The sequence below is a fragment of the Kribbella pittospori genome, assembly GCF_004331465.1.
Taxonomy (GTDB): Bacteria; Actinomycetota; Actinomycetes; order Propionibacteriales; family Kribbellaceae; genus Kribbella; species Kribbella pittospori.
On the sequence record NZ_SJKB01000002.1, the window covers coordinates 332,919 to 346,960 of the forward strand.

Below are 14,042 nucleotides of genomic sequence, written 5' to 3' on the forward strand. Positions count from 1 at the left end.
GCGGCGGCAAGCGATCCAACTTACCCACGGGTCACATCAAGGGTTTCCCCGCACAGTTCACCCGTGGGGCCGGTCGACCATCCGGAGCAGCTGGGTGCGGTTGGCGACACCGAAGCGGCGGTAGAGCCGGGTCAGCTGGGACTCGACAGCCTTGACCGAGAGGTACAGCGCGGCGGCGATCTCGCGGTTGGTGGAGCCGTCGCGGACCATGGCGACGATCTGCTGCTCGTTGTCGGTGAGTTCGGACGGCTGGCGGCTCCGGCTCGGTACGTCGAGGCGGGCCAGCTCGGTCTCGGCCACCTCGCGCCACGCGGGTGCGCCGTACGCCTCGAACTGCTCGATCGCGTCCAGGAACGCCGTCCGCGCGACCGACCGCCGGCGCGCCTGCCGGGCCACCCGGCCGCGGGTGAGCTCACACCGGGCCAGGTCCAGCGGGTACACCCGCTCGCCCGCCGTGCCGATCGTCTCCTCCAGTAGATCCAGCGCGGCCGCCGGATCGCCCTGCTTCGCGATCAGCAACGCCTCCGACCGCGCCAGCCCAACCCGGATGACCGCACGATCCAGCGTCTCGGCCCGCGCCCGGATGTCCGCGATCAGCGCCGCGGCGTCGTCCAGCCGGCCCGCCGCGACGAGCGCCTCGGCGTAGTCCGCGTGCCACGGGATGACCGCCGGGTCGAACGGCATCGCCGCCTCACCCGAGTCCGCGATCGCGTCGAACGCCTCCACCGCGCGCTGCGGATCACCCGTCAGTACGCCGATCAGCCCGAGACTGGCCAGCGCCGGGCCGGTCCATTCGTCGTTGCCGACCAGGCGGACACCCTCCAGCGCCGCCTCCGCGAGCTGCCGGCCCATGGCCGCCGTACCGCCGGCCCACTCCGCGCGGCTGGCGATGATCATGCCGACCTCGGCCTCTTCACCGATGTCCTGCATGAGCTGGTAGCACTCGTGCCCGGCGGCGAGCGCATCCGCTCCGCGCCCACTGCGCTCGTAGATCGCGGTCGCCGAGATCAGCACTGACGCGAGCCACCGCATGGCACCACCGTCACGCACCTCGTCGACGAGTGAGCTGATCGCCGCGATCGCCTCGTCGGTCCGGCCGCAGAACAGCTCCCGCATCGCCGCCATCTGCCTGGCGTTCACCACGGTCTTGGTGAGCGGCAGGTCGAGCGCGAGCTCGGCCGCCTGCTGCAGCAGGGCGTCCGCGGTCTGCTTCGCGTCCCTCGACATCAGCACCGAACTGGCCGCGCTCAACGCGTCCACCAGCGCCTCGGTGTCGCCGCTCTCTCGCGCCAGGCCCTCCGCAACCCGTGCGTCCTCCTGCGCCTCGTCGAGCCGCCGGTCGAAGTACTTGCTGTGGCTGCGCATGATCCGCACCCGCGCCTCGAGCCGCCGGTCCCCGACCGACGCCTCGAACGCCTCGGTCAGGATCTCGCCCCGCCGATCCGGGTCCGGCCACGCGGCATCCACCAGCAGCAACAGCGCCGGAACCTTGGTCTCCGGCGCAGTAGCAGCCTGTACGGCGATACGGGCCATCTCAGCCGACTCCGCGAGATGCCCGGCGGCCGCTGCGTCGTCAGCGGCCCGGGTCAGGCGCCGAGCACGCTCATCCGGCAGGCTGGACGGCGTACGCTCGGCCGCCAGTCGCCACAGGGTCGCGGCAGCTCCGGGTGCACCCCGGCCGGCAGCGACGGCGGCGGCCTCTTCGATCGCACAGGCGAGTTCAGGGTCGGCCTCCTGGGTGGCCAATGCACGGTGGGTCGCGTTCTCGACCGGTTCGTCGACCACAGCGGCCAGCTGTGCGTGGGCCTGCCGACGAGCAGCCGAGGTGGCTTCGGCGTACACGAACTCCCGCAGCAGTGGGTGCGCGAACCTGAGCCGCTCGGAGGACACGTCGATCAGCCCGAGCGACTCGGCCTCGGCCAGTTCGGTCTCGATCGGCCGCCCGAGGGACTGCGCCAGCTGAGCCGTGGTCGGCCGCGGCGACGAGGCTGCATGCAGCAGGAGCTCGTGCGCGGAGGCAGTCAGGTCGGACAGGCGGTCGCCGAGCAGCGTCTTGAGCCGGCTCGACACCGGGAGCGGATCGTTCGGCGAGACGCCTTGCGGATGCCGCAGCACCGCCCGGCCGAGCTCCAGCGCCATGAACGGGTTGCCGGCGCTGGCGGTGAAGATGCGGCGAGCCGTACGCACCGGCAGCGGACTGGAGAGCCTCTGACGCAGCAGACCGAGCACGTCCGGCTCGGTCAGCGGCGGTACCTCCAGCTGGAGCACCGGCTCCGGGCACGCCTCGGCCATCATCGGCAGATCGCCGTCGGCCACCTGCTCGGTCGCCAGCATGTGCACGCCCTCGGACAGCCGGCGGGCGCAGAACGTCAGCACCTCCAGGCTGGACGGGTCCACCCACTGGATGTCGTCCACGACCAGCAGCACAGGCCCGTTGGCCGCGAGGCGGCGCAGCACATGCAGTACGGCGAGGCGCACGGCCAGCTCGTCGCGGACGGTGTCGGGAGCGCTCGCCTTCAGCAGGGCGACCTCGAGCGGCTGGCGGAGGTGATCGGGCAGCACCGTCCAGGCGAGCTCGAGCTGGTTGGACAACAGGTCGAGGAGGGTGACATACGGGAGACCGGCTTCGCTCTGGGACGGGGCAGCGCTCAGGACGCGGCACCCGGCGCGGGTGCGGTCGGCGACCAGGGCGCGGCCGAGGGCTGACTTGCCGATCCCGGTCGGGCCGTAGAGCAGCACGCTACCGCTGGTCTCGAGCTGCTTTTTCGCACGCTCGACCAGCCCGGCGCGCCCGACCAGCTCGTCGTCAGTCATCGATCCCACATACTCCTCGAAGGATTACCCTCGTCGATTATCACAGTCAATGACCGGACGACACGGCGAGTGTCACATGAGGAAACCATCCCGTCACCATCCTGTCACCCGACGCTGCCCAGATCCGAGCAGTCAGGCGGCACGATGGTGCCGGGGCACGGATCGCCCACCCCGACGTTGTAGACAAAGGACACACCTCCGGCCGAGTACCTGGCCCGGTACCCAGCCGAAGGCGTGTCCAGCCGCAGGCGTGTCCGGACGGGCTGTCAAGGGGTCAGGCGAGAAAGGCGCGCAGCAAGGTGGCGGTGCCGGACAGGTGCTCCTGCATGGCCTGGCGGGCGGTCGATGCGTCGCCGGTCAGGATCGCCTCGACGATCGCCTCGTGCTGTTCGTTGGAGTGCCGCAGATTGCGTTCCAGCAAAGGGATCGCGTCGAGCAACTCGTTCAACCGCATCCGGACGTCCGCAGTCGCCGACGTCAGTGACGGCGAGCCGGAGACCTCCGCGATCGCTAGATGCAGTCGTGAGTCGAAGCGGCGGTAGTCGGACAACTTGGCGGCCGAAGTCTCCGCGAGACAACGCCGGAGGTGCTCCTGCTCTGCGTCGCTCAACGCGCGCGCCGCGGCCGCCTCCGCTGCTCCGGTCTCCAAGGCAGAGCGCAGTAGGAGGGCGTCCTCCAGCCCGTCGCCGAGTTCGCGGGCGAGCCGTTTGGCCGGCGTACGGCGGGGCTTCGGCAGCTGCGCGTTGACGAACGTGCCGCCGTACCGCCCGCGCCGGGACTCGACGTACCCGGCCTCGGTGAGCGCGTGGATCGCCTCCCGCAGGGTGACCCGGCTGACGTTCAGCCGGGCTGCCAGGTCGCGCTCGGACGGGAGCCGGTCCCCAGGCACGACGACGCCGAGCTTGATTGCCTGCAGCAACCTCTCGACCGTCTCCTCGAACGGGTTGCCGGTCCGGACCGGCCGGAACACCGCGTCGTCTGCCTGGGCAACCATGAGCACACCCTAGATCGGAGTGACGTAGGCGCCTGAGATTCCGCCGTCGACGAGGAACGTGTTGGCGGTGATGAACGACGAGTCGTCACTGGCCAGGAAGGCGACCGCGGCCGCGATCTCCTCCGGCTCACCGAATCGGCCCATCGGCACGTGCACCAGCCGCCGTTGCGCCCGCTCCGGATCCTTCGCGAACAGCTCGGTCAGCAGCGGTGTGTTCACCGGCCCAGGGCAGAGCGCGTTGACGCGGATCCCCTGCCGCGCGAACTCGACCCCGAGCTCGCGGCTCATCGCGAGTACGCCGCCCTTCGACGCGGAGTACGAGATCTGCGATGTGGCCGCGCCCATGACGGCGACGAACGACGCGGTGTTGATGATCGAGCCGCGGCCCTGCCGTTGCATATAGGGGATCGCGGCCTTGCAGCACAGGTACACCGAGGTCAGGTTGACCTCCTGCACCTTGCGCCACGCCTCCAGCCCGGTGTCCAGGATCGACGCGTCGTCGGGCGGCGAGATGCCCGCGTTGTTGAACGCGATGTCCACGCTGCCGTAGGTGTCGTAGGCCTGGCGGAACAGGTTCTCGACCGCGGCCTGATCGGTCACGTCAGTCGCCACGAACAGCCCGCCGACCTCGTCCGCAGCGGCCTTCCCGGCGGCTGCGTCGACGTCGCCGATCACAACCTCAGCCCCTTCGGCGGCAAGGCGTCGTACCGTGGCCAGGCCGATCCCGCTCGCACCGCCGGTGACCACCGCAACCCGGCCCTGCAGCCGGTGGGCGTGTGAGTCCATTCAGTCCTCCGTGCTGATGAAGATGTTCTTGGTCTCGGTAAATGCGTCGAGCGCGTCCGGGCCGAGCTCACGTCCGAGCCCGGACTGCTTGTAGCCGCCGAACGGCGTGGAGTACCGCACCGACGAGTTCGAGTTGATCGACAGGTTGCCCGCCTCGACACCACGGCCGACCCGCAGCGCGCGGCCGGTGTCCCGCGTCCAGATCGAGCCGGACAGTCCGTACTCCGAATCGTTCGCGATCCGCAGCGCATCGGCCTCGTCCTCGAACGGGATCACCGCCACCACCGGCCCGAAGATCTCCTCCCGCACCGCCCGATCACTCGCGGGCGCAAGCACGGTCGGCGGGAACCAGAACCCAGGCCCGGTCGGCGCGGTCCCTTGGATCGCAGGATTGTCGATGTACGACGCCACCTGTTCGAGCTGAGCTCTGGAGATCAAAGGCCCCATCTCTGTCTCCGGATCACTGGGGTCGCCGACGCGGAATCCCTTCACCGCCGGCTCGAGCAGTTCCAGGAACCGGTCGTACGCCGACCGCTCGACCAGGATCCGCGATCGCGCGCAGCAGTCCTGGCCGGCGTTGTCGAACACGCCGTACGGCGCCTGGGCCGCGGCCTTGTCCAGATCCGCATCCGCGAAGACGATGTTGGCCGATTTCCCGCCGAGTTCCAGCGTCACTTGCTTCACCTGGTCCGCGCAGCCGGCCATGATCTGCTTGCCGACCACGGTGGACCCGGTGAAGACCACCTTGCGAACGGCGGGATGCGTGACGAACCGTTGCCCGACCACCGTTCCCTTGCCCGGCACGACCTCGAAAACGCCCGGCGGCAGTCCCGCCTCGAGCGCGAGCTCACCGAGCCGGATCGCGGTCAGCGGAGTCAGCTCGGCCGGCTTCAGTACGACGGTGTTGCCGGCGGCCAATGCAGGAGCGAAACCCCAGCCGGCGATCGGCATCGGGAAGTTCCACGGCACGATCACGCCGACCACGCCGAGCGGTTCCTGGAAGGTGATATCGATGCCTCCGGCAACGGGAATCTGCTTGCCGAACAAGCGTTCCGGGGCTGCCGAGTAATAGGTCAGTACGTCTCGGACGTTGCCGGCCTCCCAGCGAGCGTTGGCGATGGTGTGGCCGGCGTTCTCGACCTCCAGCGCGGCAAGGTTCTCCAGGTCCGCGTCCACCGCTTCGGCGAAGCGGCGCAGCAACCGGCCGCGATCCGCTGGGGCAACGTTTCGCCAAGTGTGGAAGGCCTCCGCGGCTCTGGCGATCGCCGCGTCCGCCTCCTGCTCGGTGGCCAGGGCGATCGTGCGGACCACCTTCTCGGTGGCCGGGTTGATCACGTCGTACGTCATGAACGGCTCCTCGCCGCTGCGATCAGGGCGGCGAACAGCCGCAGGTCGTCGAGGTTCTCTTCCGGGTGCGACTGCATTCCGAGGACGAAACTGTGGTCCGGCGCCTCGGCCGCTTCCACCGTTCCGTCGCCAGCTCGGGCCGTGACCGTCAGGCTCGGCGCCAGTAGGTCGATGGCCTGGTGGTGATAGCAGTGCACCCCGGTGCGCTCGCCCAGGATGCGGGCTGTGAGAGTGTCCGGCTCGACCTTGACCTCGGTGGCGCCGAACACCGCCGCCTCCGGTCGATGTGCCTCGTGGGCGACGACGTCCGGGAGATGCTGATGCAGCGTCCCGCCCAGCGTGACATTGAGCATTTGCAGGCCGCGACAGATCGCCAGCAGCGGCAGATCCCGGTCGAGTGCGCCCTGGATCAGGACACGCTCGTGCTCGTCCCGGCCCGGCCTGGTGCCGACCGTTTCCGGATGTGGCGTGGCGTCGTACGAGGCTGGGTCGACGTCGCAGCCACCGGAGACGATCAGGCCGTCGAGAACGTCGAGGACGCTCGGGTCGGTGCCGACCGGAGGCAACAGCAGCGGTACGCCTCCGGCCGCGACGACGCCGTCGAGGTAGGCGCGCGGGAGGAGGGCGGCTTCGCGCTGCCAGATCCCCCAAGCGGCCGGCTCCAGGTAGGTCGTGATGCCGATGCGGGGTCGTGATCTACAGGCGTTCGAAGCCACGGATGCGCTCCCAGTCGGTGACGGCGGCGTCGTACGCGTCGAGCTCGACGCGGGCCGCGTTGGCGTAGTGGTCGACCATCTCCTCGCCGAACGCGTCGCGGGCGATCTTCGAACCGGTGAACAGCGCGGCCGCCTCGCGCAACGTGGCCGGCACGTGCTGCTTGTCGGAGTCGTACGCGTTGCCCTCCAGCAGGGGCTCGAGCTCGAGTTCGTTCTCGATGCCGTGCAGGCCGGCGGCGATGATCGCGGCGACGGCCAGGTACGGGTTCACGTCGCCGCCGGGGAGGCGGTTCTCCACCCGGAGCGAGTCGCCGCGGCCGACCACGCGGAGCGAGCAGGTCCGGTTGTCCAGGCCCCAGGCGACCGCTGTCGGCGCGAAGCTGCCGCGGACGAAGCGCTTGTAGGAGTTGATGTTCGGCGCGAGCAGGTAGGTGAACTCGGACAGGCAGGCGAGCTGACCGGCGATGAACCGCTCCATCAACTCGGAGAACCCGTGCTCGCGATCACCCGCCAGAACGGCGTCGCCCGCGGTGGACCGCAGGCTCAGGTGGATGTGGCACGAGTTGCCCTCGCGTTCGTCGTACTTCGCCATGAACGTGAGGCTCTTGCCGTGTTTCGCGGCGATCTCCTTCGCACCCGTCTTGTAGATCGAGTGGTTGTCGCAGGTGACGAGCGCCTCGTCGTACCGGAAGGCGATCTCGTGCTGTCCGAAGTTGCATTCGCCCTTGGCGGACTCGACGTACAGGCCGGCGCCGGTCATGCCGTTGCGGATGTCGCGCAGGAGCGGCTCGACCCGCGAGGTGCCGAGGAGGGAGTAGTCGACGTTGTACTGGTTGCCCGGGACGAGGTCGCGGTAGCGCTTGTCCCAGGCCGACTCGAAGGTGTCGTCGAAGACCATGAACTCGAGCTCGGTGCCGACGTACGCCTTGAGGCCCCTCGCGGCCAAGCGGTCGAGTTGTGCGCGGAGGACCTGGCGTGGTGACGCGACCACCGGGGTGCCGTCGAGCCATTGCACGTCGCAGAGGACCATCGCTGTCCCCTCCTGCCACGGGACGAGCCTCAAGGTGTCCAGGTCGGGGGCCATCACCAGGTCGCCGTACCCGCGCTCCCAGGACGACATGGCGTACCCGTCGACGGTATTCATGTCGACGTCGACCGCCAGCAGGTAGTTGCACCCCTCGGTCCCGTGCCTCAGCACTTCCTCCAGGAAGTACCGCGCGCCACAGCGCTTCCCCTGCAACCGCCCCTGCATGTCCGTGATCGCCACCAGCACCGTGTCGACCCGCCCGGACCCGACCAGATCCCGCAACTCCTGCACCCGAATCCTGCCAGCAGCCACGTCCACTCCTCGGATCTATTGGTCTGCCCCCAGTCCATTGACTCAAAGCCCGGCCACCCCTGTCAATGTCGCGGCCTGGTGGTGCCGTGACACTTCGGGGTCTGGGCAGATGGCGGGGTGGTGCGGAAAATCGGGGGATTCGGCCGCACCGCCCAAGCGGCCCGATCCTGGAGGACCGCCATGCGATCTTTCCTTACCCGCCCCCCCGCCGTCGCCGTTCTGCTGGCCGGTACGGCGCTCGCGTTCAGCCCACTCGGAGGTCAGGCGACCGCGCAACTGCCGGTCGACCAGGTCGGCAACCCGTGTCTCACCCCGGCCGACGGTCCCGCGGCCCGTGGTGGGTTCGGCGCCGACCACCGCGACCTGTCCGCGGCCGAGCAGCAGTCGATCGAGGCCAGGACGGCGCAGATCCTGAAGGCCAAGGCCGCCCGCGGCCTGGCGCCCCAGGCCGGGAAACTCGCCGCGGCGAGCGTTCCGGTCTACATCCACGTGATGCGCAGCAGCACCGGCGCCGGCGACGTCACGGCGACCCAGATCAACCAGCAGATCGCCGAACTGAACCAGGACTTCGCCGGCGGCGAGTCCTCCGCGGCCGCGAACACCGGCTTCACGTTCTATCTGGCCGGCACGGACCGGTTCAACAACAACACCTGGCACCGCGACGGCCAGAGCACGACGTACCGGTCACAAACGCGCAAGGGTGGTAAGAACGCCCTGAACATCTGGCTGGTCGACTTCTCCTACCTCGGCATCGCGACGTTCCCGTGGGACTACCAGAGCAGTCCGACGATCGACGGCATCCGGGTGCAGTACAGCTCCCTGCCCGGTGGTTCGGCGACGAACTTCAACCTCGGCAAGACCGCGTCGCACGAGGCGGGCCACTGGTTCGGGCTGTATCACACCTTCCAGGGTGGCTGCACGAGCACGAACGACTCGGTGTCCGACACGCCGGCTCAGAGCAGCGCCAGCAGCGGCTGCCCGACCGGCCGGAACTCCTGTTCGCTGCCCGGTCTGGACCCGATCCACAACTACATGGACTACTCCTACGACTCCTGCTACAACCAGTTCACTCCCGGCCAGAGCACCCGCATCAGCAACATGTGGACGGCGTACCGGGCGTGACGCAGGGACCCCAAGCCGTCTAGAGTGCCGCCGATGCGTTTGCTTCTGTCGGCCTGCGCAACCGCCGCACTGGTGGTCGCCGGACCTCTGACAGCGACCGCCGCCGGCCAGGGCCCACAAGGCCCGGTCGGCGGCGACCTGCTGACCGCGAAGCCGACGGTCGTCGCCGACGGGGCGGCACCGCCGGCTGTCCAGGCATCGGCGTACGTGGTGGCCGACGTCGACACCGGCGACGTCCTGGTCGCGAAGGCGCCGCACGCGAAGCTGCGGCCCGCCAGCACGCTGAAGACCCTCACCGCCCTGGTCCTGCTGCCGCGGCTGAAGAAGACCGATCCGGTCGTCGGCACGGACGCCGACGCGGGCATCATCGGCAGCAAGGTCGGCGTCTATCCCGGACTGCGCTACACGGTCGACCTGCTGTTCCAGGGCATGTTCCTCGCCTCCGGGAACGACGCCGTTCACGCGCTGGCCGCCCACGACCAGGGCGGCATCCCGGCGACGATCCAACGGATGAACCAGAAGGCCAAGGAGATCGGCGCGCAGGACACCCACGTGACCGACCCGACCGGTCTGGACGCGGACGGGCAGTTCTCCAGCGCGTACGACCTGGCACTGTTCGCGCAGGCAGGCTTGGCCCGGCCGGACTTCGCCAAGTACGCGGCGACGAAGTACACGGCCTTTCCGAACGCAGGCAAGAGCGGCACGTACCAGGTCGCGAACCAGAACAAGCTGCTGTTCAGCTACGACGGCGCGCTGGGCGTCAAGACCGGCTACACGACGCTGGCCCGCAACACCTTCATCGGCGCGGCCCGCCGCAACGGCCATACGCTCGTGGTGACGCTGATGAACGCACCGCACGGCGTCACCGAGGACGCGAGCAACCTGCTCACCTGGACGTTCAAGAACTACACCAAGCTCAACCCGGTGGGCACGCTGGTCAAGCCGGCCGCGGCGGTGCCGCCGAAGGCCGAGACCGGCACCACCGAGGGCAAGATCACCACCGGCACGACCAGTACGGCGCACCCGCCGCGCAGCCGGACCGTGCTCAACCCCGGCCAGGCGGTCCAGTCGATCGCGTTCCGCGTCCCAGCCTGGGTGTACGCCGCCCCACCCGTTCTACTGCTCGGGCTGTTCCTCAGACGCCCCAAGGCACTCCGCAGGCGACGCCACTAGCTAGCGGCGGAACGTACGGGCCGCTTTGGCGAGCTGACTCACCAGAGTCACCGCGGTGATACCCAGCACAGCCCCCGCGGCGACAGAGACCGTGTCCGCCTTCTTCTGAGGCACTGGCACCACCTTGTAGCGCTTCCCAGGCGGTCCGGGCAGCAGAGGCTCCTGCACGGACAGCTCAGGCGGCAGCGGCTCCTCCGCGATCCTCAGGCGGCCCTCATCGGTCGCTTCCCTGGCAGCGGCATCGAGGGTCGCTTCCTTCGTCCAGGCCGCGACGACCATCAAGGCCCGGGTCAGCAGGTAGATCCAGACCAGCAGCGCCAGCGGCAACGCCAGAGCGCCGTACGCCGCGTTGGCCCCGATGACGTGGGTTACGTAGAGGTTGCCGAGCTTCTGTGCGAGGTAGAACAGGACGCCGCCGGCCAGCGCCGCGATCAGGGCGACCTTGCGCGGCAGCATGATCCGCGGCAGCGCGGTCTGCAGGTAGAGGAACAGGATCGCACCGGCCGCGATGCCGACGACGACGCTGACCAGGTCGATGCCCCAGCTCGCCAGCCAGGACCCCTCCCAGTTGGCGGCGTCGACGATCCGCGCCGACAGCCCGGTCAGGATCGAGGACGCGCCGGTGCTGATCAGGCCGATCAGACCGAGGCCGACGAGCGCGGCGAGGTCCGCGAGCTTGCGCTGGACGAAGTTGCCGGGCTGGTCGTCCAGCTCGTGCATCGACCGGATCGACGCGCGCAGCGAGTCGATCCACAGCAGGCCGGTGAAGAGCAGCGAGACGGCGGAGATGAGCCCGATGGTGCCGGCGTTCGAGACCAGGCCGTCGACGTCGATCCGGTCGGCGATCCCGGGCAGGTTGTGGTCCAGCGTGTTCTTCAGTGCCTCGATCGCTCTGTCGCCGAGCAGCGAGCCGACGATCGCCGCCGCCAGTGTGATCAGCGGGAACAGCGACAGGAACGCGAAGAACGTCGTTGCCCCCGCCAACCGGTTGCCCCGGCGGTTGCCGAACCGCTGCCAGGCCCGCCAGACCTGCGTCCGGCTGAACCAGCGCCAGGCCTTCATGATGCCCATGCTTCTCCTGTACCCCGGGAACGGAGTCTCAGCCTGCCAGCGGGAACGACCGTTGCGGCCGCCACACGCCGTCGGCGCCGTGTTCGTACCGGCTGAAGGCGTCCACGTCGAAGGCACAGTCGTACTCCGCCAGGGCGTCGTACGCGCGGTCCAGTGCGTCCTTGTCCAGATCGTGCGCGACCGTGACGTGCGGGTGGTACGGGAACCGCAGGTCCACCTGCAGCGGCCCGGACCGGACCTGCGACTGCAGCACCTCGCAGGACGAGATGCCCTCGGCCAGCGGGACGAACACGACCGGGGAGATCGGCCGGAACGTCGCCGTACCGCGGAGCCGGATCCGGAAGCTCGGGAACCGGGCCGCGACCTCGAGCAGGTGGTCGTCGATCAGGGCGAGATCGGCCCCCTCCACCTCGGTCGGCGGCAGCAGGGTCACGTGGGTGGGGATCGACGCGGCCATCGGATCACCGAACTCGGCACGGAACTTCTGCAGCTCCGAACCGTACGGCTCCGCGATCGGGATCGCGACACCGATCGTCGCCATCCGTGGCCCTACCGGCCCGACTCGCGGAGTGCCGGTCCGGGCACGAAGCCCAGCCGGTCGTACACCCGCTGCAGGGTCGGCTCGGTGACGGCGCGCGCCCGCTCCGCCCCGGCGGCCAGGATCGCGTCCAGTTGCGCCGTGTCGTCGAGGTAGCCGAGCGTCTTCTCCCGGAACGGGGTGACGAACTCGACCACGACCTCGGCCAGGTCCTTCTTGAAGTCGCCGTACCCGCGGCCGGCGTACTCGTCCTCGAGCTCGCTGATCTTGCGGCCGGTCAGTGCGGAGTAGATGGTCAGCAGGTTGGCCACGCCGGCCTTGTTCTCCGGGTCGAAGACCACGTCCCGGCCGGAGTCGGTGACGGCGGAGCGGATCTTCTTCGCGCTCACCTTCGGGTCGTCCAGCAGGTCGATGATGCCGGCCGCCGACGAGGAGGACTTGCTCATCTTCGCGGTCGGGTCCTGCAGGTCCGCGATCTTCGCGGTCTCCTTGACGATGTGCGGCTCGGGCAGCCGGAAGGTCTTGCCGAACCGGTGGTTGAACCGCTGCGCCAGGTCGCGGGTCAGCTCCAGGTGCTGGCGCTGGTCCTCGCCGACCGGGACCCGGTCGGCCTGGTAGATCAGGATGTCCGCGGCCTGCAGGATCGGGTACGTGAACAGGCCGACGGTGGCGCGGTCGGCGCCGCCCTTGGCGGACTTGTCCTTGAACTGCGTCATCCGGCTCGCCTCACCGAATCCGGTGATGCAGCCCAGCACCCAGCTCAGCTGGGAGTGCTCGGGCACGTGCGACTGGACGAACAGCGTCGACCGCTCCGGGTCGATCCCGGCCGCGAGCAACTGGGCGACCGAGCGACGGGTCCGCTCCCGCAGTTGCTTCGGGTCGTACTCCACCGTGATCGCGTGCAGGTCCACCACGCAGTAGAACGCGTCGTGGTCGTCCTGCAGGGCCACCCACTGCCGCAACGCCCCGAGGTAGTTGCCGAAATGGAAGGAGTCCGCCGTCGGCTGGATCCCGGACAGCACCCGAGGGCGACGCTGGGAACCGGCTGCGGAGGGGTCAGACGCAGCAACAGACATACCCACGATTCTGCCAGCGCCCTCAGTCCACCCGGCACCGGGGCGGGTCTGCCGACTCATAGACTCGCGACTATGACTTCGCGCACAGTGGTCGTCCTGCCCGGCGGCCAGTTCGGTCCCGCCTCGCCCCTTCCCATGTACGCCGGGGACGCCGCCGAGCAGCGGGGAGCAGACGTGATCCGGGTGTGGTGGGACGAGCCCGATCGACCGTTGACGCTGACCGACGACGAGCGCGGGCCGTGGGTCCTGCCGCAGGCGACGCGGGCGCTGGAAGGCGCCGAAGGTGAGGTCCTGCTGGTCGGGAAGTCACTCGGCAGTTATGCCTGTCACCTCGCCGCCGAGCGCGCTCTTCCGGCGATCTGGCTGACTCCGAACCTGAGCAGCCCCTGGGTGGTCGACGGGCTGCGCCGGTCCACCGCGCCGTTCCTGCTGGTCGGCGGTACGGCGGACAAGTTGTGGGATCCCGTTCTCGCTCGCGAACTCACGCCGTACCTGCTGGAGGCGCCGGAGGCGGACCACGGGATGTACGTCCCGGGCCGGCTCGCCGAATCGGCCGCCGTCCTCGGGCAGGTGGTGACGGCGGTGGAGGACTTCCTCGACCAGGTCGTCTGGCGCTAACGCGTCACCAGGACCAGCCGCGCGAGGCCAGCTCCCGCTCCTCGAGCCAGCGCTTCTCCTCACTGCGCTCGAGCTCTGCCTCGCTCGGTACGCCGGCCAGTCGGCAGGCCTCGTCGAGCAGGTCGTCGTACGCCGCCTCGGCGGCCATCAACCGGTGGGCCCGGGCATAGAGCCGGGGCGTGGTCTCGATCCGCCGGATCTCACCGGCCAGGTGGCTGAGCCTGGTCTGCACCCACAACGTGTCGAACGGATCGGCTTGGACGACCTTGCGCCGCCGGAACCGTCTGGTGACGCGCTGCATCGAGCGCGACCACCGGCGGCGACGACGTGACGGCGGGTTCGGCACCAGGAGGCTGAGCAGGCCGCACAGCAGCCCGAACACGACCACCACCCCAAGCCACTCCATCGCCCTCACTCCCACTGTCGAGATTACGGCGAGCCGCCGAGG

General features: G+C 69.4%; 13 protein-coding genes. 3 read left to right on the top strand and 10 right to left on the bottom strand.

Going from position 1 to position 14,042, the window contains the following annotated elements:
• Positions 1-57: 57 nt before the first annotated feature.
• The 6 genes from E0H73_RS08090 to E0H73_RS08115 form a co-directional block, all read right to left on the bottom strand.
• The gene (locus E0H73_RS08090; RefSeq protein WP_131352865.1) at positions 58-2,814 is read right to left on the bottom strand and encodes a helix-turn-helix transcriptional regulator; all 2,757 of its coding nucleotides are present in this window, start codon (positions 2,812-2,814) and stop codon (positions 58-60) included.
• 274 nt (positions 2,815-3,088) lie between these two features.
• Positions 3,089-3,808 carry a FadR/GntR family transcriptional regulator gene (locus E0H73_RS08095; RefSeq protein ID WP_131352866.1) on the bottom strand — a complete coding sequence of 240 codons (720 nt, stop codon included), beginning with the start codon at positions 3,806-3,808 and terminating at the stop codon, positions 3,089-3,091.
• A gap of 9 nt (positions 3,809-3,817) precedes the next feature.
• Positions 3,818-4,594, bottom strand: coding sequence for a 3-oxoacyl-ACP reductase (locus tag E0H73_RS08100; RefSeq protein ID WP_131352867.1), 777 nt, complete (start codon positions 4,592-4,594; stop codon positions 3,818-3,820).
• Positions 4,595-5,941: an aldehyde dehydrogenase family protein gene (locus tag E0H73_RS08105; RefSeq protein ID WP_131352868.1), complete on the bottom strand. Its 1,347-nt coding sequence runs from the start codon at positions 5,939-5,941 to the stop codon at positions 4,595-4,597.
• Positions 5,938-6,657: a gamma-glutamyl-gamma-aminobutyrate hydrolase family protein gene (locus E0H73_RS08110; protein ID WP_131352869.1), complete on the bottom strand. Its 720-nt coding sequence runs from the start codon at positions 6,655-6,657 to the stop codon at positions 5,938-5,940. Before E0H73_RS08110 ends, E0H73_RS08105 begins: the two co-directional genes overlap by 4 nt.
• Positions 6,638-7,996 (bottom strand): glutamine synthetase family protein, encoded by a 1,359-nt coding sequence (locus E0H73_RS08115; protein WP_238163883.1) that lies wholly within the window; start codon positions 7,994-7,996, stop codon positions 6,638-6,640. Before E0H73_RS08115 ends, E0H73_RS08110 begins: the two co-directional genes overlap by 20 nt.
• A gap of 180 nt (positions 7,997-8,176) precedes the next feature.
• Between E0H73_RS08115 and E0H73_RS08120 the strand changes: the two genes are divergently transcribed.
• Both E0H73_RS08120 and E0H73_RS08125 read left to right on the top strand, forming a co-directional pair.
• Entirely contained in the window at positions 8,177-9,118 is a 942-nt protein-coding gene (locus E0H73_RS08120; protein ID WP_131352870.1) for a zinc metalloprotease, read from the top strand.
• 33 nt (positions 9,119-9,151) lie between these two features.
• Positions 9,152-10,291, top strand: a complete 1,140-nt coding sequence (locus tag E0H73_RS08125; protein ID WP_131352871.1) for a D-alanyl-D-alanine carboxypeptidase family protein — start codon at positions 9,152-9,154, stop codon at positions 10,289-10,291.
• Here the strand turns inward: E0H73_RS08125 and E0H73_RS08130 are convergent, their stop codons facing one another.
• The 3 genes from E0H73_RS08130 to trpS are packed head-to-tail and all read right to left on the bottom strand — an operon-like array spanning position 10,292 to position 12,976.
• The gene (locus E0H73_RS08130; protein ID WP_131352872.1) at positions 10,292-11,362 is read right to left on the bottom strand and encodes a YihY/virulence factor BrkB family protein; all 1,071 of its coding nucleotides are present in this window, start codon (positions 11,360-11,362) and stop codon (positions 10,292-10,294) included.
• Positions 11,363-11,390: 28 nt separating this feature from the next.
• The gene (locus E0H73_RS08135) at positions 11,391-11,903 is read right to left on the bottom strand and encodes a 2'-5' RNA ligase family protein (protein WP_131352873.1); all 513 of its coding nucleotides are present in this window, start codon (positions 11,901-11,903) and stop codon (positions 11,391-11,393) included.
• An 8-nt stretch (positions 11,904-11,911) separates the two neighbouring features.
• Positions 11,912-12,976 (bottom strand): tryptophan--tRNA ligase, encoded by a 1,065-nt coding sequence (trpS, locus tag E0H73_RS08140; protein WP_131352874.1) that lies wholly within the window; start codon positions 12,974-12,976, stop codon positions 11,912-11,914.
• A 72-nt stretch (positions 12,977-13,048) separates the two neighbouring features.
• On the opposite strand from trpS, the gene E0H73_RS08145 reads away from it, so the two are divergent.
• Complete coding sequence (locus tag E0H73_RS08145) at positions 13,049-13,594, top strand: alpha/beta hydrolase (RefSeq protein ID WP_131352875.1); 546 nt, start codon at positions 13,049-13,051, stop codon at positions 13,592-13,594.
• Positions 13,595-13,598: 4 nt separating this feature from the next.
• Here the strand turns inward: E0H73_RS08145 and E0H73_RS08150 are convergent, their stop codons facing one another.
• Positions 13,599-14,000 carry a hypothetical protein gene (locus E0H73_RS08150; protein WP_202867255.1) on the bottom strand — a complete coding sequence of 134 codons (402 nt, stop codon included), beginning with the start codon at positions 13,998-14,000 and terminating at the stop codon, positions 13,599-13,601.
• Positions 14,001-14,042 lie beyond the last annotated feature (42 nt).

Excerpts from the sequence above, each read along its gene's own strand:
- E0H73_RS08090 (WP_131352865.1), bottom strand. The coding sequence starts at position 2,814 with ATGACTGACGACGAGCTGGTCGGGCGCGCCGGGCTGGTCGAGCGTGCG.
- E0H73_RS08095 (WP_131352866.1), bottom strand. The coding sequence starts at position 3,808 with ATGGTTGCCCAGGCAGACGACGCGGTGTTCCGGCCGGTCCGGACCGGC.
- E0H73_RS08100 (WP_131352867.1), bottom strand. The coding sequence starts at position 4,594 with ATGGACTCACACGCCCACCGGCTGCAGGGCCGGGTTGCGGTGGTCACC.
- E0H73_RS08105 (WP_131352868.1), bottom strand. The coding sequence starts at position 5,941 with ATGACGTACGACGTGATCAACCCGGCCACCGAGAAGGTGGTCCGCACG.
- E0H73_RS08120 (WP_131352870.1), top strand. The coding sequence starts at position 8,177 with ATGCGATCTTTCCTTACCCGCCCCCCCGCCGTCGCCGTTCTGCTGGCC.
- E0H73_RS08125 (WP_131352871.1), top strand. The coding sequence starts at position 9,152 with ATGCGTTTGCTTCTGTCGGCCTGCGCAACCGCCGCACTGGTGGTCGCC.
- E0H73_RS08130 (WP_131352872.1), bottom strand. The coding sequence starts at position 11,362 with ATGGGCATCATGAAGGCCTGGCGCTGGTTCAGCCGGACGCAGGTCTGG.
- E0H73_RS08135 (WP_131352873.1), bottom strand. The coding sequence starts at position 11,903 with ATGGCGACGATCGGTGTCGCGATCCCGATCGCGGAGCCGTACGGTTCG.
- trpS (WP_131352874.1), bottom strand. The coding sequence starts at position 12,976 with ATGTCTGTTGCTGCGTCTGACCCCTCCGCAGCCGGTTCCCAGCGTCGC.
- E0H73_RS08145 (WP_131352875.1), top strand. The coding sequence starts at position 13,049 with ATGACTTCGCGCACAGTGGTCGTCCTGCCCGGCGGCCAGTTCGGTCCC.
- E0H73_RS08150 (WP_202867255.1), bottom strand. The coding sequence starts at position 14,000 with ATGGAGTGGCTTGGGGTGGTGGTCGTGTTCGGGCTGCTGTGCGGCCTG.